Below are 21810 nucleotides of genomic sequence, written 5' to 3'. Positions count from 1 at the left end.
GCCAGGATCAAACTCTCCATAAAAGTAGTTTGAAAGCTCATTTGCTTTGCTAGCGATCCAGCTTAACTAAAAGCTGACATCTATTGTTTGCTTCATTTAAGAAGCTTGTTTCATTAACGTTGCTTGTTCAGTTTTCAAGGTTCATATTACTGTCATACCACTTCTTTCGAATAGGTACTTTCATACTATACGCTATCCTTAACTTGATGTCAACAAAAACTTTTTCGTTGTTTTCATTTCTCCGTGTCGTTAAGGACAATTAATAATATACACCACCTGAAAATATAAATCAATAGTTTTGTTAAAGAAATTTCCGCTTTTTTATTTTACGTATAATACAGCCTCTAATCCATCGCAATCAGATAGATACAATAACATATAAAAACAAATCGCACTTTTATCATTACATTAAAAGCCTGCCCCGAAATATTAAAGAAAAATTTCACACATTTATCTTCTCGCCCACCTCGTTTAAAACATCTCATTCCTCAGCTCACTTCCATAATAGTTGAAACTCCTCTAACTTTATACGACACTAACTAGCGGCTAGACTCCCTCCCTGCCGATTTGGAAATCAGAAACTATTGAAGGGAGGCAACTGCCCGCAAAAGCCAGATCACAGAAATGCGATTAAAATACAACTGCCGCTGAATTTGCATGTCCTGCTTATCAAAACTACTGTTCATTGAAGTTCGATCTTTTAAAAATCCTATAAAACCCCATCTGTTATTTTAAAAGTAATTGCTATTTTTTCATTTAAAGTTTTCTTTGAACCGTTGTAGCGATAGTTTATCTTAGAAAATTTCAATGTAACAATACGATTCGCCAATGCATATTCCTGCTTATTAGTTAAAGGCAATCCATTAATATGGTAGCCTAGTATGAAACGGCCATCAATAGAATGATCGATAACATTCGGATGCATCGATTCGTAATGGACTTCCTCTATTAAACTATCTGCATCTATTTTGCCTTCAGAAATTAAATAGTTTGCCAATGCCCCTTTAAGATCGACAGCCACTGCTGTTTCACCTAAAATTTTCTTAAAATAAACAGGCACGACATTTTTATTTCCTATATAAGGCGTAATTTCCGCGACGATTGCTCCTGTATTGTGCACAGTAAGTTTTATAAATGCCTCCTTATCGCCGTCCGTCAATTTAATCATCGTTTCCCCAGGGTGCACCCCTTTTAGGAAGATTTTTTTATCCACCACATAGCCTACCGCGACATTCCTGTCCGACACCGTCAATGAAGTTGCTTGAATGCCAAATACATCTTCTCCATTGGCAAGCTCCTTTACATTCGTATGAAAACGAGCGACTCTTTCCTGCAATAAACTTTTCAACATTTTCAATCCCCCAACTGTTTTCCCCAAGTATAAAAAGTTGAACTAAACAAATACTGAACAAATTTCAACAAAATCCGCTTTTTTTCGTCAAAAAAGGTCTTTTAGAGAAATTAAATTTATCCTCTAAAAGACCTTATCAAGCACAATCGCTTTTTTTATATAATGTTGAAATCGGCTTATATGCCATTAAAATATAAGTCAGCCAGTCTCATAGCGAGCTGCAAACTATTGTAATCTCCGGCATATGCAACTGCCCTCTGCCCTCCCCTGCATATTCGCTTTTTCGACTTTTGCAGGAAAGCCCCTATTAACTGTTTTCCATATAATTTTCATACAGCTGTTCAATTTCTTTAGGTACGGGAATTTTCAAATCTTCTTCTAATTTATTTTTTATTTCATTATAAAATTCCATACATTCCATCTTCCGGTTGTTCTGTATTAGAAACTGCAAAACTTTAAACATAAACCGCTCGTTGTATTCATCCAATAGAAGAATCTTTTGCAGACAGCTCAGTTTTAATAATGTGTTTTCGGTTGTCGGATTTTCGGCATAGCGCTCCAGCACATGCAAAACTTGCTGCTTCGTATCATTTTTGATTTTTATAGCCCAATCATAATCTTCGTTTTCCAAAAAATCGCTTTGATATATATTCAATACTTGCTGTATATCCAGCTCACTATGTTTTTCTTTATTAAGTATTTCCTGCAGTTCCTCATAATCGCTCTTTACATTGATATTCAATCGGTAATGGTTGTTTACGAGCTCTATCGGATTTTCAACGCCATTTTCCTTAAACAGTTTTCTCAAGTGATAGATTGTCGTATGCATATTGGCGGAGCCTTTGTCATATTCGCTGTTCGGCCATAAAATTTCCATGATCAAAACGTTTAAATTAGGCTTTTGCTGATACAGCCACAAGTATAAAAACAATTCTTTCGCCTTTTTCGTGCGCCATTTCATCGTCTGCTTTTCTTGATTCAATAATTGGAAACTATCCAAAGCCCGGATGTAAAATTCCGGCTGCTCATCTTCCACCAGCACCCTTTGCTGCAAATCCAATTTTCCCTTTGCCTTTGTCAATGCTTTCAGCAATCGCTTTTCATGCACGGGCTTCAATAAATAATCGGTTGCCTCTATTTCGAAAGCATCTACGGCAAATTGCATATGTGCCGTCACAAAAATGACGAGAAGGGACGGCTGTTTTGCCAACAACTGTTTTGCCACTTGTAACCCATGCATATCAACCATTTCCATATCCAGCAGAACAACGTCGATCCGTTCTTGTTCAAACAACCTGAAAGCATGGCTGGCATTTGTGAAGGCCCCTTTTATTGTAATCGGGAGCGAATGAATATTTTTCAGCATAATTTGCAGCACATCAATCGCCATCTGCTCATCATCGATTATTACTATATTCATAGTCCTTCCTCCTTTGGCAATAAAATAATGATTGTTGTCCCTTGCCCTTCCTTGCTGTTTAAATTCATGCTGACATTTTTTAGAAGATCGAATTTTTTCCACGGATTCGTAAAGCCGATGCGTGAGCCTTTCCCGCTTAATAATTGTTGAAGCTTATCCTCCGACATCCCCGCGCCATTATCCGATACTTTAATACGGACAAATTGACCGTCACGCTTTACGCTAAGCTCGATGACTCCACCATCTTCCTTCTTGGAAATGCCATGGACGACAGCATTTTCTATCAGCGGCTGAAGCGATAGCGCAGGAATCATTAAATGAACGGATTCATCAATATCGTAATGCACAGTAAGCCGGTCGCCGAATCGCATTTTTTCTATATATAAATAAGCTTTTGCCAGCTCAATTTCCTCTTCCAGCGGTACCCTGCTATTGCGGTAGTGGACATTTAATTTCGCACGGAAATAGGTTGCCAGGCAGTAAAGCGCCTCCCTTGTATTTTCCACATTTGTGTAGCTCAAGCCGATAATCGTATTCAGCGTGTTATAAACAAAATGCGGTGTTACTTGTGAATACAAAAAATTCATTTCCGTTTCTATCGCGTCAATGGAAGACTGCCTTATAGCCAATAAGGACTCAATCCGGATGAACAATTCATCCATAATAATCGGCTTTTGTAAATAATCGTTTGCCCCAACCTGCAATGTCATCAATAAATCGGTCTGCTTCATAATCGCCGTCAACACGATTATCGGCAATTCCAGCATATCGTATTGTTTGCGCACTCGTTTGCAAAGTTCGTAGCCTGACATTTCCTTCATCAATAAATCGGTCAGCACACACTCCACTTTGTTTTTCTCGATGTACCGCAGTGCGTCAAAGCCGTTATCCACTGCTACAGCAGAATAGCCTTTCGCAGCACATGCATCAAACAATACTTTAATGTTCGTATGGTCATCATCAACGATCAGAATAGTTTTATCGCTTCCTTTATGGATGAGCGGCAATTGCAGTTGGGGTAAAGCTGTATGTTTCATTGCTAATGCATTTGTTACCATTGGATATTGCTGCTGCTCCTCTTTTGCTAAAGGCATTGTGAAGGTAAATATCGCACCTTGCCCCGCCTTGCTTTCTACATAAATTTCACCATTTAGTTTTTGTACAATATTTTTTGCGATGCTCAAGCCCAATCCGAGCCCTTCCGTTTTCGACTGATTTGGCGCCTGATAAAATGCCTCAAATATATGCTCGATATTTTCTACGTCAATACCTGCACCCGTATCACTTACTTGAACTGCCAGCTGTTGTTGCCGGACAAAGGCAGTGACAGCAATCTCTCCTTCTGCAGTATGCTGAATTGCGTTATGCAGCAAATTATATAAAACTTGTTTAAAACGCAGCTCGTCTGTCCACATTGGCGGCAATGCCGTATCGACTGCCGCCAAAATTTGCACATGCGAATTGTTCGGCATCACACTTTTTATTTCGTCGACGACTTCATTTATTACCTCGACAGGCACTGCAGCAGGCGCTATCTTAATTTCCCCTGTCATATGGTGCGACGAGAACAATAAATCATCCACTAGATGCCCTAATCGGTTCGTCACATTATGGATCAAGATCGCTTGCTCCTGTTGTTCCCTCTTTAATGGCCCTTCCAATCCTTCCATTAAAGATTTGGACAAATTCAATATGCCATTTAAAGGCGTCCGCAGCTCATGCGAAGTTTTCAGCAAAAACTCGTCCTTCATTTGATTATGCAAAACGAGCTCCTTCGTTAAATTTTCGATTTTGATGAATGCTGCATTTGCCCGGTAATTCAACAGTAAAGAAAAACTGAGCAAGATGACAATAAATAGCACAAACTCACTGTAATTGAATGGAATGTCCGTTATAAAATTCAGCGCCAGCAAAAAACCGTAACATCCCACAGCCACCGCAACAATCAGCACATATTTAGCCTCTTCAAGCTGATGGATAAGGACTCGTATTAAAATAACAGCATTGTATATAAAAGCAGGAACCAAAAATGCAATATATTTGAGCTTCCTGAAATTCAGCTCTTCCCCAGACGTAGCCCTTCCCTTGTAAAATGGATTGTAAATAGCATCTTTTATAAAAATAATGAAGAGTAAAGCCAATATTAAATAAAGAATGTATTTTTTCGTCATCTGTGGGTACATATTATAAATAAACAATGTTAAGCATATAAGAGCCAATGGAATAATTCCTAATTGTAAACTAACTTCAAGCGCGAGCAATTTTGTCGGGACAAGTAAAAAAAATATTTTTTCGTTTATAAAGGACATATAAAACCCGCATAAAATCGCAAATAAACCGAAAAATAATTCCTCTTTATGTTTACGTTTAAGTAAATAACCGATGCTATATATTATTCCTAATATAATATAACCTAAGCTAGTAAAAGCATTTAACATAAGCTTTTTCATATATAGTGTTTGCACTTTTTCCACAGTCCCAAATTCGATTGGATACATAATGCCTGCTTGCGGATAGTTATTAACGCTTACATTTATTAAAATATGCAGCTCTTTCCTTTCGCTTTGTGAAAAAACCAAATATTTATCTGCATTTTCAGGTTTATAATCTTGTAAAGCACGGGAAGGCTGCCCTTTCCCTCCTACATCTACACCGTTAATAAAAATATGGTTCGCCTGGCGAATCGTATTAATATACAATCCATACTGGCCATCTGCCGGGACTTCTACTTTCAAATAATATGTACCATAAGCTATTCCTTCACTATTCGATTTCATATATTCACTTACATCGCCTGGAGTTTTCACTGTTATAAGTTTGTGCGAATAGTTTTCTAGTACTTCATTCGATTCGATGAATTCGTTCGGATAAAAAGCCCATTCCCCGTCAAGCTTTACCGTTTCTTTTAATTGCTCTTCGGTAATTGAAGCAAATCCGTTTTCAGCCGTTATGGTATTTCCGTCAAATAAATAGTGTCGATTGCCAATAAAAAATACAAACGCAAACAGCATGACAATACTTATTGCAACTAGGATATATTTTCTCATCATGCAACCCTTTCCATATATTCGCTTTCTTTCAGTATAACGGTTGTTTCCTATGAATCAGCATCTTTTTTCGAATCTTCGAAAGAGGTTTTTGATGGATTGGACTTCAGCAAAATATCGAGACGCTGCAGCATCGCTTTCTTCTTTTCCAGCCTAATTTTTCTTTGCCTATGTTTATGCACTAGCCATCCTAGCGCTATACAAATTATGCATATTGTAACGAAAATCATCTTAAACAAACCCTTTTTTATGTATACTTAAAAAAATCGGTCGAAAATATGCAATTTATTTGCGAGAATGCAAGTAGCTGCCGGGAAGGCAAGTTTATGCTCGCTTTCCTGACAGCTTCTCTCACACACTATTTAATAAATTGTTCTTGCTGATTTCCATCTATACTATAGGAATGTGCACGTGCTGCCTCTTCGATATCATTGAATGCACGATGTGTCTTCGGTACATCCGAGAAGCTTTCATTTGGCACCCCATATAGCGGTCCACGCTCAAGCATGCGATTCATCATGCGCACAGCTTGCACACGGGTAATCGCTTCATTCGGTGCGAAGCGTCCATCAGGGTAACCGCTAATAATTCCTGCATCACGGTTTGCCTCGATGATCCACTGTGCCCAATGGCCTTTCGTGTCCGTGAAGGTAATTGCGGCATTTTCCTCCACCGCCAGCTTTTTGAAGTTTGCGACAACCTTTGCCATTTGTGCACGGGTAATGTTATTCGTTGCATTGAAATTGCCGTTTTCATCCCCATCCATAATGCCTGCCGACTTAACGAAGGCAATCTCGCCTGCCGCAAAATGCGTGTTTGGAATATCCTTGAATGGTGCAGCGTTTGCTTTTGTACCTTCTTCATAGCCTAAAATACGCGCAATCATACGTGCCGCTTGTGCACGCGTAATATTATCTTCAGGACGGAATGTGCCGTCTTCAAAACCTCGTATATAAGGTGTATGTGAATGCACTTCTTCTTTTACTTGAATGATTGTAAATGTACTGAATTTTTCCACTGTAAAGCGAAGTCCAATGTCGCCGTCCTGCATTGTGACAACCTTTGGATGTACCACTTTCTTCTCGCCGTCCGAATGCTCGATGAATACTGCCAAACTATTTAAATATGCTTGACGATCCGCTTCCGCTGTCGGCAATGTGACACCACGTAAAGGCAATGTCACGGCTACCGGGCGTGACGGCAAGTTTGTTTCAATTGTCATTGGACGCGCAACAACATTTACGTTATCGCTTTGTAATGTTTCCTGTACAACAGTTTCGATGCGTGCACGTTCTTCGATTGCTTGGCGCTCACTTTCCTTTTTCACAGGAATGAGACGGAAGTAGAAGTTATCTTCCACTCCATCCATTGAGCTGTTCGGGATCGCAATATGTGCATTATCCGTTGAGATTTCCAAATCCAATCCGTTGTCACGTAAAATACGCAGAGCCTCTTTCGGCACCTCCACATTTACTTGATCAACAATATCCTGTGCATCTGGAATAACAATTCGCGCAATCGTGTTGCCGATTTGCTTCGCTTTTTCTACAGCTTCAAATGCTTGCTCCGCAGTTAAATTGACAAAGTCCGTCACTTCACCGTTTGAATGCGATGTACGTTCAATTTCCACTGTCGTCTTTTCCAGAGGATTTTCGCCATCCACTTCCAAATCAACACGGATAATCGTTTTGTTGTTTTGCGGCTGCTCTGGTGCTGGTGCAGGCGTTGGTGTTGGAGCCGGTGCAGGTGTCCATGTACCGCCATCCGTATAGGCATCGCGGTATACAGTGATTGTATAGCGTTTCACAAATCCGTTTGCATCCGTCACTGTAACTTCAATTGCATTTGCCCCAACCTGCAATGGGATTTGCCCTAACGTACCAGGCTGTCCATTCACTGTTGTCGACACTGTGGCACCAGATTCTACAGGCAGCGCGCCAAATCCGATGACAGCTGTCGAGTTACCTACATACATAGTGTAATCCGTCACATCTGTTTGGAAGTTCGGGCTTAATGAACCGGTTGAAGGTATTAAGCTAATTAACCCTCTGCCTGGCAATACTACCAGTACAAGCGCATTTTGTGCCGCTGTCAATTCCGTCAAAGCTTGGTCCACTTCGGCTTGTGTCGCGTTTGGATTCGCTAGTACGTTTTGCGCTTGCTGTAATGCCGTATTATAGTTCAACCACGTATATGGTGTGTAATTGCCGGCGTTTAAATTCAAGTGCTCGTCCGCTTTATTTTGCAATGCTGTTTTGTTCACTGCTTGTGCTGTAGCAATTGTGAATGTATGTGTTTTAGTAGCAGTATTTGTGCCGTCTGTTGCAGTGGCAGTAATTGTGTACTCGCCATCCGGCAAATTCGCCGGTGGTGTAAATGACCATGTGCCATCTGTATTTACTGTAACCGAAGCAGAATCGGCCGTTGCGACTATATTACCGTTAGCATCTTTTAATTCAATTGAAACTGTCGATGGTGTCGTTGTTGAAGTTTCAACCGTTCCACTGATCGTCGGTCTCGAAAAGTTTGTCACTTCATCTGGCTTTGTAATAGTAAATGCATTTTCATAGGAAACTGGTGTTACAGTATCTACCTTCAACGATTTACTCACGGTTTCAGAGCTTTTCCCATCTTTTGTAGCTATAATTTCTATATCGTAGTCACCATCAGGAAGATCTGCATCCGGTGTAATGCTCCATTTCCCCTCACTATCTGCTGTTACTTGTAATGTAATATCACTAGAAATTTTCACAGTAACCGTTGCATGGGGAGTTGCTGTTCCTGAAAATTCCGGTCTAGCTGTCGTTACTGTATCGCCAGCTGGTTTTTCCACATTTAAAGCCAGCTGTTTATTGTCGATTGTTTTGTTGAAGTTTTCAACAGCTACCCCATTTGTTCCCTTCAAGTTCCCCTGATTAGCATCATAATCGACTGTAATTTCTTTATTAGATACATCTGTACTAGGAGGCAATGTGATAATGAGCTTTGTTTGATCGTTCGGGTCAACTGTAATTGCGTTTGCATCCAATGTGATTTCCTGACCATCGACTTTTACTGTGAAGCCGTCTCCGTCCGTTAAATCAACCGCTTTATTGAATGTTAAAGTAATTTGATTGCCTTCTGCAGCTGCTTGTTCAAGCTTGGCGTTCTGTATTTCCGGAACTGGTGCAGCAATCGTAAAATAAGCTCCATCAGCAAGCTGACCGCTATTCAGTGTGACTTTACCATCTATTAAGTCATAGAAAGAATCACTTTCATTAAATTGATCATCAGAACTTACAACTAAATACATTGGATATCCTGTTGCATTCTCTACTTTATCTACTGCTAATGTGATGTCCGTATCTTGCCAACTTGTTTTTTGAACTTTATAAACACGTTCAATACGCTTTAATTTTTCTTGATTTTTTTGAATTGGAGTGCTGAAATTAACCTCACCGCCGTTATCGCTAAATACGAAGAAGGATTTGTTATTTGCTATAACGTTTCGATTTTCAGCATTTGCTGCTTTAATTTCACTACCTAATGCAATTGTGATGTTAGCATTGAGGATTTGAGCTTTCGATTGCTTTTGGTTCAGCGCTCCATCTTCATCGCGCCCAATACCTGTAATTCGGTTACCGTATCCTCCATTCAACTCTTCGCTCCACATTTTTGTTGAACCGTCACTAGCAACATAATCCGTATCCAATGTCAGGCCATATTTCAATGCCAAGTAACTATTGACTTTCATTCTCTCATCATCATCTAACTTACGATTAAATAGGATTACCTCAGCAATCATTCCATTAAAACGGCTAGAATGACCTGCACCGATATAATATCGACTTCCAGATGTGCTAGTCTCAAAATTTGGTGTGTTCTCTATTGTTTCATGCAACTTCTTTCCATTCAACGAAAGTCTCCAATCGTTTTGCGCACTCCAAATATTTAACATTGCCCCATCTTTTAGATCATAATTTCCAACATCAATCTCTATGTTCCTATCTCTACCGAAATATGTTGTAATACTGTTATTTCTGCCGTAAATAGCTGTTGAGCCTTTTCCACCTAGTTCCCAAGGAAAACCACTATAGTTTTTACTCGCTTGTACAGAAAACACTTCACGCGCTAAATCATTTTTATTAAAATCAGCGAGCTCACGGGTATACATTACCTTTTCTGTTTGAATTCCACCGTTAAAATTCATCCCATTTGCATTATAAGAAATATCATTTTCTTTTTCCCAAGGTTTATTATCAGCTAAATCCGTTAGCGCAGTCACGTTATTTCCATCTATTTCCGCACTCCGCTCCACATCTACCCAAGAAATCAAGCCATTGCTTACTCCACCTGGTGCAAGTGTATTCGCTGCTGCTTTTACTTCTCTGGCCGGTGCTGCTGAAAGGCTGCTGGCAACGAGCATAAAGGAAAGCGCTGTCGGAAGTGCCTTTTGCCACCAGCTTTTTCGTTCTTTGTATGTTTCCATTTTTATCACTCCTAACTTTTCTATATTCAGTTATATTTAACGACCCTCCCCTTCATTTTCTCCCCCAGTCTCTTCCGACATTACTATAATTAGGCTAAACAAAATCTGAACAAAACCGATTTCCCGCTTCCCGCTCCGGAACTTTCATCGATTAATTTCATTTCGCAAAACATTTTGGATATATAAAAACTCCCGATAAAGTAAACAGAATTATCAACTGTCTGCCTTATCGGGAGCGAATTATAGTTTTATTAATGTGTTGCTGTTGCCAAATACAGCAAGAAGATGACACCGAACTCTCCCCCTTTAATATTCAGTCCGATTCAAAATTATATTTTCCTGCAAAATAAAAAAACCAGCCAACAATAGTTGACTGGTGAATGATTTTACATTGAACCGACAGTACCTAAATAAATCAGGAAGATCACTGCGAAAATATACATAATCGGGTTAACTTCTTTTGCTTTACCTTTTAACACCATTGTTAATGGATAGAATACGAAACCTACTGCAAGACCTGTTGCGATTGATGATGTTAACGGCATCATCAACATCGTGAAGAATGCTGGTACAGCTACTTCGAATTTATTCCACTCGATTTGTCCAAGCGAAGATACCATTAAAATACCTACCACGATTAATGCCGGTGCAGTAACTGCATTTGTTACAACACTTAATACTGGTGATAAGAATAGCGCCAATAAGAAACAGATACCTGTAATGATTGAAGCGAAACCTGTGCGTGCGCCTGCTCCAACCCCTGCCGAAGATTCTACATAAGATGTTACTGTTGATGTACCAAAAATCGAACCTGAAATAGAAGCGATTGAATCTGAGATTAACGCTTTACCTGCACGAGGTAATTTATTGTCTTTAACAAATCCTGCTTGGTTGGCAACAGCCATTAAAGTACCTGCGTTATCAAAGAAGTCTACGAATAAGAATGATAGAATAACCGATACCATTGTTAGTGAATAGAACTCAGGATCAGTGAATGCTGAGAATAATTTACCGAAAGTCGGTTCAACACTTGGTGGTGCCGAAACAATTTGGGATGGTAAATCAACTAACCCAATGAGCATACCTACAATTGCAGTAATTGCCATCGCAATAAATACGCCGGCTTTCATTCCACGAACTAAGAAAATTACTGTAAGGAGAATACCAAAAATCGCTAACAATACTTCAGCATCGTGTAAGTTACCTAAACCGACAACTGTCGCCTCACTCGCAATGATAATACCAGCATTTTTTAAACCGATAAACGAAACGAATAACCCGATACCAGCACCAACGGCAATTTTAAGTTCCATTGGGATGGCGTTGATTAATTTTTCACGTAATCCTGTAACCGTTAATAGTAAGAAGAATACACCTGATACAAATACTGCAGCCAAAGCGTGTTGCCAAGGGCTTCCGTTTGTTAAAACAACCGTGTAAGCAAAGAATGCGTTTAAGCCAAGACCTGGCGCTAAAGCTAAAGGATATCTTGCAACAATTCCCATGATGAAACACCCAATTGCTGCTGAAACAGCTGTTGCCACAAATACTGCACCATAATCCATGCGTAATGCATCTGGTAAACCTTCAATATCAGATAGCGTTAAAATGCTCGGGTTTACAACTAAAATGTAAGCCATCGCCAAGAATGTTGTAAAACCACCTAAAATTTCGCGGCGGTAATTTGTTCCCAATTTATCAAACTCGAAATACTTTTTCATCGTGAAATTTTCCTCCGTGTTGTCGTCTTCCAACTTGTTGAGTGCATCGATCCTTAAAAAGCGAAAAGACACGCAAAGCTTTACGCTGCATGTCTACGATTTAAGGCAAATAAGAACGATTACCCGTTGTAATGGAATCGAAGCTTATTTATAAATCGTAGTCGAATCATTTACGGTGATTCGGTAGAAACTCACGGGCCATATTCCCGGCATTATACGACGACATATTTAATTTACGATAGTAATATATCATTTCAAATTTTAAATTACAAGTCTATTTCCGAACATTTATTGTTATTTATATACTAAAGTTCGTAAAAATGTTCATAAATAATTCATCTTCATGTTTTCCGAGTTAAAATTTTCCTTTTATATCGTTTAGTCCCGCACATCAAAAAGAGAAAGCCTATACTAATATAGACTCCCCCTAATATTTCATAAAATCCTCATTATTAACGGTCCGTGCGATTCAATGGATCATCTAAATTGCGTAAATTGTTTGTTGTATCATGAATGTCCGCCTCTTCACGACGAACAGTGTCAGAAACCGTTTCCGTATCTGTCACTTTTCGTTTGCCGACAATGATTTCCTCCGTAACTACGTCCTTCTTTGTTACTTCCACTTGCTCCTCTGTCACAGGGATATGGATTTTGCCCTCTTCTTCATAGGCATGGGCCATACCATTGCTTACGGAACCGTTCAAATCACGTGTTACTTCCTCATTGACTGGGCGTCTTTCAACGTAAACTTCTTCACGCTCTACAGGTACTTCCACTGTTTGCTGTTCTTCCACTATATGTTTTCCGACTTGCACTTCACCTGTCTGCACACGTTTTTTATCAACATGCAGACGCTCTTCATGGAGCGCTAAACGCTCCTCGTCCGTTTTTTCATAATCACGGTCATAATTATTATTTACACCATAAATCTTTGCACCTTCATCAAAATAAGTTCCATAGTTTTTATCAACATACAGTAAATATTTACCCGCCTGTAAATCGTCGTAGTAACGGATCCGCTCTTCATCCGTTAAACCCATTTGCGTAAAATATTGATCTCGCACTAAATCCTCGCCCATCATAAACGCTTTAAATCGATCCCACCAAGACCCCTCTTTCGTATCATTTTCGTAAGATGTAGAGCCTCGGTACATGGAAAGCTGTTCATTGCGGTTTGAGACGATGTACATATCCTCCTCGCCATAACCTTGTGCACGTAGGCGATCCATTTCTGCCTGTAATTCCATTTCGTTATCATAAATACCATATAATTTGTTATCACGTGTTTCCATATTTCATTCCTCCAGTTTAATTAGTTAATTTTGGTCATACCAACTTTTCGCATGAGATTGGATATACTAGTAAATACCTGTTTCGTTTTAACGATAAACTGAAGAGAATTAAATTTAATAATTTGTAATGAAATTGAAAGAAAAAGAGGGTTTAATCTCATTATTTTAATACTAAGGAGTATGGGAATTTTGAGAGTGATGTCATATGCAGCAATCTCTCGAATGATTTCGGTATAAAAGAAAATAAAAACTCCCTTCCACCAAAGCACGTCGCTTATAATAAAAGGGAGTTGAATAGGTTTGCCGCTAAGTATGAAAGCGATTTCCCTGTCCGTAACTACCGGAAATCATTGTAAAGGGATATTGTTTGGCACAGTGAAGGTGATTGTTGTCCCGACATTGAGCGTGCTATTAATATGCAGACCTTTCCCGTAAGATTGCTTCAAACGCTGCTCGGTATTGATAAGCCCGATTCCCTTTTTTCGATCAGGCTGGATTGTGAATATTCGCTTAATCTGCTCCTCATCCATCCCTACACCATCATCGATAACAGAAATTTCCGTATAGTCGCCATTACTTTGGATCCGTATCATTATCGTCCCTCCGCTAATACGCTTTAATACTCCATGGTTGACTGCGTTTTCCACTAATGTTTGGATCGATAAAGGCGGAATCATGACATTTTCGGTTTTACCTATTTCCCATTCCACACGCAGCTTGTTTCCGAACCGCTCATTCTCAATGTATAAATAAGATTCAATTAATTCAAGTTCCGATTCCAGAGGGACGAGCTTGTCCACGTTTTTCATGTAAAAACTGCTTTGCAAATAAAGAGCGAATTTGTCAAGAAGCTTAGCCATTCTAGAAATATCTATTTCGCTTAATGAAACAATGGCATTCAGCGTATTTAATAAAAAATGCGGCCGAATCTGCGCTTGCAGCCATGCAGCTTCCATCCTTAACCGTTCATTGATTGATACTTGCAGATCAGTCAGGGCATGCACCCGTGCGTTTAATTCAACAGCATCAACCGGTTTTATAACATAATCGTTTGCCCCGGCCAAAAATCCAGTGTAAATATCTTCAGTATGGCCCCGAGCTGTTAAGAGCAAAATCGGAAGTTCGGATATGGAGAACTTTTCCCGTATCGAACGAGTCAATTCATACCCGGACATTTTGGGCATCATCACATCCGAAATGACCAGATCCCATTCATTCCCTTCAAGTTTCTCCAATGCTTCTTTCCCGCTCGTGACAACTTCCACCTCATATTTGTCCTCCGAAAGAATATTCGTCAGCACCCTTAAATTCACCGGATCATCATCCACTGCCAAAACTCTTGGCCTGTATGATGCAAACCTAGTAGTTTTAGCGGATGATTCTATCATTAGATTCATAGCACCCAGCATTTTTTTTAAAGGAGGTTCGCTTCCATTCATTAGCGGGGTCTTTATTGGTGCTGTTCTTTTTTCGGATGATTCTTCGGCTAGCGGAAGCGTAAATATAAATACCGACCCTTCGCCTAAAACAGAGTCCGCCCGCAATGTTCCGCCATGCAGTTCAACTAATTGCCGGCAAATGCTAAGCCCGAGACCGAGACCTCCGCCAATCGCGGTAATACTGGAATCTCCTTGTTTATATGGCTCGAAAATAGTCTGAAGTGTTTTTTCATCCATCCCCATTCCCGTATCCGCAATTTGAATATGCCCCATCCCATCCTTTATATAAGAAGCAACAGTAATGGTGCCTTCATCCGTATATTTCACTGCATTATGAAGAAGATTAAACAAAATTTGAATCAGCCGGCTTTTATCCGCAGCTACATGCGGGAAATCATCTGGAATATCAACTTCCATTTGGACGTCTTTATTTTCAATGAGAACTTTCAGCATGTCGATAACACCGATGGAAACAGCTTTGACATCTATATCCTCCAGTTGAAGGTGAATCCGGTGTTCCTTCAGACGCGTTATATCCAATAAATCCTCCAATGTCCGTGACATATGATGCCCAATTGTCAGCTGAAGGGTCAAATCGTCTTCGGTTTTTTCATCCAACTGCCTTTTCCTATTCCGTAAAATGGACTGTGTAATATTTATGATGCCGTGCAATGGATTCCGAAGCTCATGGGATGTATTGGCAAGAAATTCATCCTTTCGCTTAATCTCCTTTTGAAGCTGAATCGCAAGTTCCTCAATTCGAAGCATTCAAGGCTAGTAATTGCCTGTTTTGCTGCTCCGTCTTCTGGGTCCGCTCCGCAAAATCCTTGCTCATGAGGATGACATTAATCAGGACATAAACACCTACAGCCGGCAACATTAACGGCCATGACTGATACCAGTTTTTCCCGATTGCAAAATCATTGAAAAATGCCAGGAATATAATGCCCATCCCGATCAAATTGACTTTTGCATTTCTATTTTGATTATGTATGCTCTTGTAAATCACATAAATTAAATAGAAAAATGTAGGGACAGCTAAATAAAACACTTTGAAGAATAGTGTTTGAAAAAATACTGGCTGTGTAAATAACGTAGTGACAATGAGCGCCATATGAACAGCCGCCAGCACGTACATCACTTTTTTGGAAAACTCCTCTTTATGCCAATGCCATAATAAAATAACGTAGAACATTGAGCTTGCCTCAGTCAGTATATACTCCAACCTCGTACCCCAAAGCCAGGACATGTCTGAAAATATAAGCGTATAGTAAAATGGATCCGCAAATAATGCCCGCGCGGAAATGAGCATAGAAAACATGCCGAATATAAAAAATGCCTGCTCTTGTCTTCGATACAAAGAAAAGAGAACCATAAACAGACCGATTATAAAAATGCAGCCATTGATAAAGAGCGTTGCTATAATATTCATATTGAATTTTCGGGATACAGTCGATGCTTCGCCGAAATAAATCGAGTTTTCAAGCCCCCCGCGTATATGGTTAAAGCTTGACACTTGAATTGTGAGCAGAACCTCATCCGATTGCGCAAAAAAATAGCCTATGCTCGGCGACATTTCAGCAGCATGCGAAGTTGAATCTTGCCCTACCGCACCATTTTTGGAAATCACATTCTGATCTACATAAAGGGTGTACGCACTGTATTGATAAGGTATGTAAATGGCCAATGCCTGCCCTATGTATTCTTTAGGAATTTTAATTATTGTGCTATATGTGCCAAATGAATTGATATTTCCTGTATGGCTTTGAAAGGAATCCGGAAGCGCGGCTGCTTGCCCATCTCCGCTGCTCCATCGTGATTTTACCTGTGCGGGTGTTAAAAATTCCTCTTTGAAAAAGTGCCATTGCCCATCCAAATTCACATAGAAATCTTTCGACTGCAGCTGATCACTAAAATCAAATATATCCGATACCAGATCCTCATTGGATTGTTCCGCCGAGACATTCCAATCAGTTATCCACCACATTATACATAACATTGCAATACACGCTAATACATATCGTTTCTGCTTATCTATCAAAGCCCTCTTCCCCACTTCACCTATATGCATATTAATTAAACTTATTTTAACATATTTGAATTAATCGCATTTCAGCAATAAAGAAGCAGTAAGATGGCACCCTGCATTCTTCGATATTTAGGACGGTTATTTACTTTCCCGGATTCGGCAGTACTGGATTTCTATAAAAAAGGAGATATTGCTTTTACACAATATCCCTCTTTTTCTCCCCTCACTTTGGAAAAGATTCTATTTATTTTAATTGCTTTATCTTTATTTCAGGTTGTACTGAAATACAGTCAAATGAATATTTTTATTTCAAAAGCTATGAGGATCCTATTCCCACTCAATCGTTGCTGGTGGCTTACTCGTAATATCATACAGCACACGGTTAACGTGCTTCACTTCATTCACGATACGTACAGAAATCTTCTCCAATACATCGTAAGGAATACGTGCCCAGTCAGATGTCATGCCATCGATTGATGTTACGCCGCGGATGCCGATTGCATAGTCGTATGTGCGGCCATCACCCATTACGCCTACTGAACGGATGTCCGGTAATACGCAGAAGTATTGCCAAATGTCGCGGTCAAGGCCAGCGTTTTTGATTTCTTCCCGCAGGATATAGTCTGCTTCACGGACGATTTCCAATTTTTCTTCTGTTACTTCGCCAAGCACGCGGATGCCAAGACCCGGTCCCGGGAATGGTTGGCGCCATACGACCGCTTCCGGAAGACCTAGCTCTAAACCTAACGCACGCACTTCATCTTTGAATAATGTATTTAATGGCTCGATCAACTGGAACTTCATATCCTCCGGCAATCCGCCTACATTATGGTGAGATTTGATTGTTTGGGCTGTCGCTGTGCCTGATTCGATAATATCCGTATAGAGCGTGCCTTGTGCTAGGAAGTCCATATCTTTTAGTTTTGCAGACTCTTCGTCAAATACATAAATGAACTCATTACCGATGATTTTACGCTTTTGCTCCGGATCGGAAACGCCTGCCAATTTATTCATGAAACGTTCACGTGCATCTATTTTAATCACTTTCATGTCGAAGTCTTCTGTGAAAGTCTTCATCACTTGCTCTACTTCGCCTTTACGGTTCAAGTTGTGGTCTACGAACATGCATGTTAGCTGATCGCCGATCGCTTTATGAATCAATGCGGCTACAACTGAAGAGTCTACCCCGCCCGACAATGCGCAAAGCACTTGTTTGTCGCCCACTTGCTCGCGGATTTTGGCGATTTCAATATCGATGAAGTTTGCCATTGACCAGTCGCCTTTCGCTTCACAAACATTGAATACGAAATTTTTCAGTAAATCATTCCCGTATACAGAGTGGCGCACTTCAGGGTGGAATTGCACTGCATATAGTTTGCGCTCCGTATTTGCGATTGCTGCGATTGGACATGCAGGGCTCGTTGCGATTACTTCAAAGCCTTCCGGTGCTGCTGTCACATGGTCTCCATGGCTCATCCAAACGATTTGCTCCTTTGGCAAGTCCCCGAACAATTTGCTTTCTGTTACAACATTGATCTCCGCCTTACCGTATTCACGATTTTCCGCGCTTTCCACTTTGCCGCCTTGTGTATGTGCGATTAACTGCATGCCGTAGCAAATCCCCAAAATCGGTAAGCCTAAGTCAAAAATAGCTGGATCTACTTTGAATGCCTGCTCATCATAAACAGAGTTTGGACCACCTGAAAATACGATGCCTACCGCATTCATTTCTTTAATTTCCTGCGCTGTAATCGTATGTGCATGTAATTCCGAAAATACACCGAACTCACGGATACGACGCGTAATTAATTGATTGAACTGACTTCCGAAATCTAGAACGACAATCTTTTCTTGCTCTTTTAATAAAGGAGTTGCCACAACTTTCACCTCTTCTAATATATTTAATGCAGTTTACAATCACAAAAAAGGGGGGTCTGAAAAGCTATTTTGAGACACCCCCTTACGCCAAAGCATGGTCGCATCTTAATACGACCGCCGCAGAAGCAAATATTTAACATAGAAGTTGAGGCTGTCCAGAAAGTAATTCCTTTCTGGGCAGCCCCCTCCAATTATAGTAAGTAGGCTTTTTTTAGATTGCCCAAAACCACTGTTATAAATAAGTTTTAAAGTAACTTAGCTGAAAAATCTAGGCCTTATTACTAAACTCACATGAAGGCACACTGCATTTTATTTTTTAAATTTTACTCTTTACAAAAAGCAAAATCAACAGCTAGCAATATTGATTAAATATTCTTATTTTTCAATGAAATATTGCCGCCAAAAAAAGCGTGCCCGAAAAGACAATTCCTGGACACGCCTTGTATTGCAGTGCTCTTTCATTTGAATACAGCCGCTCACAAATATAAATCTATTAAAGGATTATTCCCACTCAATCGTGCCGCCCGGTTTTGGAGAGAGGTCATAGCACACACGATTGACATGCTTCACTTCATTAATGATGCGGTCCGTAATTTTCAGCAGAATCGGCCAATCAATTGGTTCGATTGATGCTGTCATTGCGTCTACAGTATTGACCGCACGAATAATTACCGGATATTCGTACGTACGCTCATTGTTGCGAACACCGACAGATTTGAAGTTAGGTACTACTGTGAAATATTGCCATACCTTTTTATCCAATCCTGCAAGAGCAAACTCTTCTCGTAAAATGGCATCTGATTCACGTACTGCTTCAAGACGCTCAGGCTCAATTTCCCCTAGCACACGCACGCCTAGACCTGGACCCGGGAATGGCTGACGATATACCATATCATGAGGCAGCCCTAGCTCAACACCACATGCACGCACTTCGTCTTTGAATAGCTGGAATAATGGCTCCACTAGCTTAAATTGCAAATCCTCCGGCAGTCCGCCAACATTGTGATGCGATTTTACAACTTTATGTGTTTTAGTGCCTGATTCCACGATATCCGGATAAATTGTCCCTTGTGCAAGGAAATCAATTCCCTCTAGTTTACGTGCCTCTTCTTCAAACACGCGTATGAATTCATTGCCGATGATTTTGCGTTTTTCTTCTGGTTCACTTATACCTTTCAGCTTGCCTAAAAAGCGCTCGCTTGCATCTACGTAAACAAGGTTTTCTTCAAGATCCTTTTCGAACATTGCAATAACGCCTTCAGATTCGTTTTTGCGCATTAAGCCATGGTTTACGTGTACACAAACTAATTGCTTGCCGATTGCTTTAATAAGCAATGCCGCAACAACAGAGGAATCCACACCACCCGAAAGAGCTAGAAGCACCTTTTTATCTCCTACCTGCTGGCGGATTAATGCAACTTGATCCTCAATGAAATTTTTCATATTCCAATTTGCTTCAGCTTTGCATGCATCAAAAACAAATTCTTTTAAAAGGCCTTTCGCTTCTTCCTCGTTCGGCCATCCATCCAATGTTTTAGACGCTTTAGTGGACGGATGCCCTACGCTAATAACGGGAATATTCAAATTATAAATTTCGTCCAATACGTCGATTGCTTCTCCATCAACAATATTATTCTCGCCGCCGTTTAAAATGATTCCTTTAACTGTTTTCAAATCCTGGATATTACGGGCAGTAATATCATGAGGATGGATTTCACTATACACGCCTAAATCACGAATCCAACGGGCAATCGTTGTATTTTCACTGCTGCCTAAATCCAATACTAAAATATTATCCTGTTTCAACCTGATACAACCTCCTCTTAATCCTATTCATTCTACTATTTTTCTTCTGCTTTACCAAATGTTTTTTAAGCAGTATCATGCGGCAAGATGATAAACAAATATTTCCCGCTTTTTACAGTCTTTTTATTATTGCCGGATTCTATGTTCAATTAAACACCACCAGGCTCCTTTTGATATAAGCGACCATCCTCAAAGTCATAGTACATTCTAAACTCGTTTAAATCATCTATTATACCTGTATAAACCTCCCCTGTTTCAACAAGCCTATTGATTAATGCCACAAATTCCTTCTCTGTTAAATTAAATCTCTCCGAATATAATTTTATATAATAGGAAAATTGATAGTCTACAACAAACATATTCCTCCAGCCCTTAAGGACAGTAATGCTTTTTGTTTTCAAATTGTCCTTAAATAGCGCTTCTTGTTGCTTTTTTAACGCTTTTGCATTTGTTACACCTTTTGGCAGAGGCACATTTTTCGGTTCTTCATATTTATAAATCGCTAAATTATACATTTGACGGTGCGCTTCACTCATATTTTCTTGTGCCCTTACTAAAATAGATGCGAACTGTGCTCTTGTAATAGGTTCATTTGGCCGGAATGTATTATCCGGAAAACTGTTCATAATTTTATGCGCATGTAAAGCGTTGATCATTTTCTTTTGTTCAAGAAATTCTTTTTCGTCTGCAAATTTATGTTGTTTCATATCCCCATAATAATCATAATAGCCATACGCTTGACTTATTATTAATGCCAGTTCAGCTCGTGTTATAGGATTATTTGGCTTAAAATAGCTCTTTCCATCCGCTTTATTATAAAACGCAGACATTAAAGATGATTTATATAATTTTTTAATCGCATTATATGCGCTATCATTTTTGGGGACATCTGCTAATTTGTTTACATCTATATATGGATGAATAATTAATTGCGGAAATTCCTTATTTATAATGGAAGCTACTTGCTTTCTCGAGATAGTCCTTTCGGGAAGAAAAGCACCATCCGCATATCCGCTCATCACACCTTTGTCGACTAATTTCATAATACTTTCATAATGCGGATTCTTTGTTGATAAATCTGAAAACTCTTTGGTTTTCGCATAAGCTTGTTGTGTAAAAATATTGATTGATAATATAGCAATAACGAATAATAAAATTTTCTTCATCATACGCTCCTTTTTATATATTCTAGACTTTCACTAGCTCTTTTAATAATTCTTCCTCGCTCAAACTGCTAAAAATAAGCAACCACTTATCAATAAGCTATAATGTTCACTTATATACATATTCAAACGAACAACAATATAAAGAAAAAGTGTACAGGATTCCCAAAATTAAAAAGGGAAACCAATATCATTT

General features: G+C 39.6%; 11 protein-coding genes and 1 riboswitch. All 11 genes read right to left on the bottom strand.

Annotated elements, in window-relative coordinates:
• Positions 1 to 709 precede the first annotated feature (709 nt).
• The 11 genes from ACTHOQ_RS12805 to ACTHOQ_RS12755 all read right to left on the bottom strand — a co-directional run bounded on the left by ACTHOQ_RS12805 (position 710) and on the right by ACTHOQ_RS12755 (position 21617).
• The gene (locus ACTHOQ_RS12805; RefSeq protein WP_440496537.1) at positions 710 to 1351 is read right to left on the bottom strand and encodes a hypothetical protein; all 642 of its coding nucleotides are present in this window, start codon (positions 1349 to 1351) and stop codon (positions 710 to 712) included.
• A gap of 307 nt (positions 1352 to 1658) precedes the next feature.
• Positions 1659 to 2771: a response regulator gene (locus ACTHOQ_RS12800; protein ID WP_440496536.1), complete on the bottom strand. Its 1113-nt coding sequence runs from the start codon at positions 2769 to 2771 to the stop codon at positions 1659 to 1661.
• The gene (locus ACTHOQ_RS12795; protein WP_440496535.1) at positions 2768 to 5818 is read right to left on the bottom strand and encodes a hybrid sensor histidine kinase/response regulator; all 3051 of its coding nucleotides are present in this window, start codon (positions 5816 to 5818) and stop codon (positions 2768 to 2770) included. Before ACTHOQ_RS12795 ends, ACTHOQ_RS12800 begins: the two co-directional genes overlap by 4 nt.
• Positions 5819 to 6176: 358 nt before the next feature.
• The gene (locus ACTHOQ_RS12790; RefSeq protein ID WP_440496534.1) at positions 6177 to 10286 is read right to left on the bottom strand and encodes a DUF8202 domain-containing protein; all 4110 of its coding nucleotides are present in this window, start codon (positions 10284 to 10286) and stop codon (positions 6177 to 6179) included.
• Positions 10287 to 10672: 386 nt separating this feature from the next.
• Positions 10673 to 12007 carry an NCS2 family permease gene (locus ACTHOQ_RS12785; protein WP_440496533.1) on the bottom strand — a complete coding sequence of 445 codons (1335 nt, stop codon included), beginning with the start codon at positions 12005 to 12007 and terminating at the stop codon, positions 10673 to 10675.
• Between the two features lie 138 nt (positions 12008 to 12145).
• Positions 12146 to 12247: riboswitch (purine riboswitch) on the bottom strand.
• A 212-nt stretch (positions 12248 to 12459) separates the two neighbouring features.
• Entirely contained in the window at positions 12460 to 13299 is an 840-nt protein-coding gene (locus ACTHOQ_RS12780) for a DUF2382 domain-containing protein (RefSeq protein ID WP_440496532.1), read from the bottom strand.
• A gap of 347 nt (positions 13300 to 13646) precedes the next feature.
• On the bottom strand, positions 13647 to 15506 hold the full coding sequence (locus tag ACTHOQ_RS12775) for an ATP-binding response regulator (RefSeq protein WP_440496531.1): 1860 nt from the start codon (positions 15504 to 15506) through the stop codon (positions 13647 to 13649).
• Complete coding sequence (locus ACTHOQ_RS12770) at positions 15493 to 16779, bottom strand: 7TM diverse intracellular signaling domain-containing protein (protein ID WP_440496530.1); 1287 nt, start codon at positions 16777 to 16779, stop codon at positions 15493 to 15495. Before ACTHOQ_RS12770 ends, ACTHOQ_RS12775 begins: the two co-directional genes overlap by 14 nt.
• A 315-nt stretch (positions 16780 to 17094) precedes the next feature.
• Complete coding sequence (gene guaA / locus ACTHOQ_RS12765; RefSeq protein ID WP_440496529.1) at positions 17095 to 18645, bottom strand: glutamine-hydrolyzing GMP synthase; 1551 nt, start codon at positions 18643 to 18645, stop codon at positions 17095 to 17097.
• 501 nt (positions 18646 to 19146) lie between these two features.
• Positions 19147 to 20457 (bottom strand): glutamine-hydrolyzing GMP synthase, encoded by a 1311-nt coding sequence (gene guaA / locus ACTHOQ_RS12760; RefSeq protein ID WP_440496538.1) that lies wholly within the window; start codon positions 20455 to 20457, stop codon positions 19147 to 19149.
• Positions 20458 to 20600: 143 nt separating this feature from the next.
• Positions 20601 to 21617, bottom strand: a complete 1017-nt coding sequence (locus ACTHOQ_RS12755) for an S-layer homology domain-containing protein (protein ID WP_440496528.1) — start codon at positions 21615 to 21617, stop codon at positions 20601 to 20603.
• Positions 21618 to 21810: the final 193 nt, after the last annotated feature.

It is taken from the genome of Solibacillus silvestris (assembly GCF_051967575.1).
In the GTDB taxonomy this organism is placed as follows: Bacteria; Bacillota; Bacilli; order Bacillales_A; family Planococcaceae; genus Solibacillus; species Solibacillus silvestris_B.
Note: the sequence above shows the minus strand (reverse complement) of the source record. Positions and strands in the feature narration are given on the sequence as shown.

What these genes read in the sequence shown, in the direction of transcription:
- ACTHOQ_RS12775 (WP_440496531.1), bottom strand. Translation starts at nt 15,506, where the DNA reads ATGCTTCGAATTGAGGAACTTGCGATTCAGCTTCAAAAGGAGATTAAG.
- ACTHOQ_RS12780 (WP_440496532.1), bottom strand. Translation starts at nt 13,299, where the DNA reads ATGGAAACACGTGATAACAAATTATATGGTATTTATGATAACGAAATG.
- ACTHOQ_RS12755 (WP_440496528.1), bottom strand. Translation starts at nt 21,617, where the DNA reads ATGAAGAAAATTTTATTATTCGTTATTGCTATATTATCAATCAATATT.
- ACTHOQ_RS12805 (WP_440496537.1), bottom strand. Translation starts at nt 1,351, where the DNA reads ATGTTGAAAAGTTTATTGCAGGAAAGAGTCGCTCGTTTTCATACGAAT.
- ACTHOQ_RS12795 (WP_440496535.1), bottom strand. Translation starts at nt 5,818, where the DNA reads ATGAGAAAATATATCCTAGTTGCAATAAGTATTGTCATGCTGTTTGCG.
- ACTHOQ_RS12800 (WP_440496536.1), bottom strand. Translation starts at nt 2,771, where the DNA reads ATGAATATAGTAATAATCGATGATGAGCAGATGGCGATTGATGTGCTG.
- ACTHOQ_RS12785 (WP_440496533.1), bottom strand. Translation starts at nt 12,007, where the DNA reads ATGAAAAAGTATTTCGAGTTTGATAAATTGGGAACAAATTACCGCCGC.
- ACTHOQ_RS12790 (WP_440496534.1), bottom strand. Translation starts at nt 10,286, where the DNA reads ATGGAAACATACAAAGAACGAAAAAGCTGGTGGCAAAAGGCACTTCCG.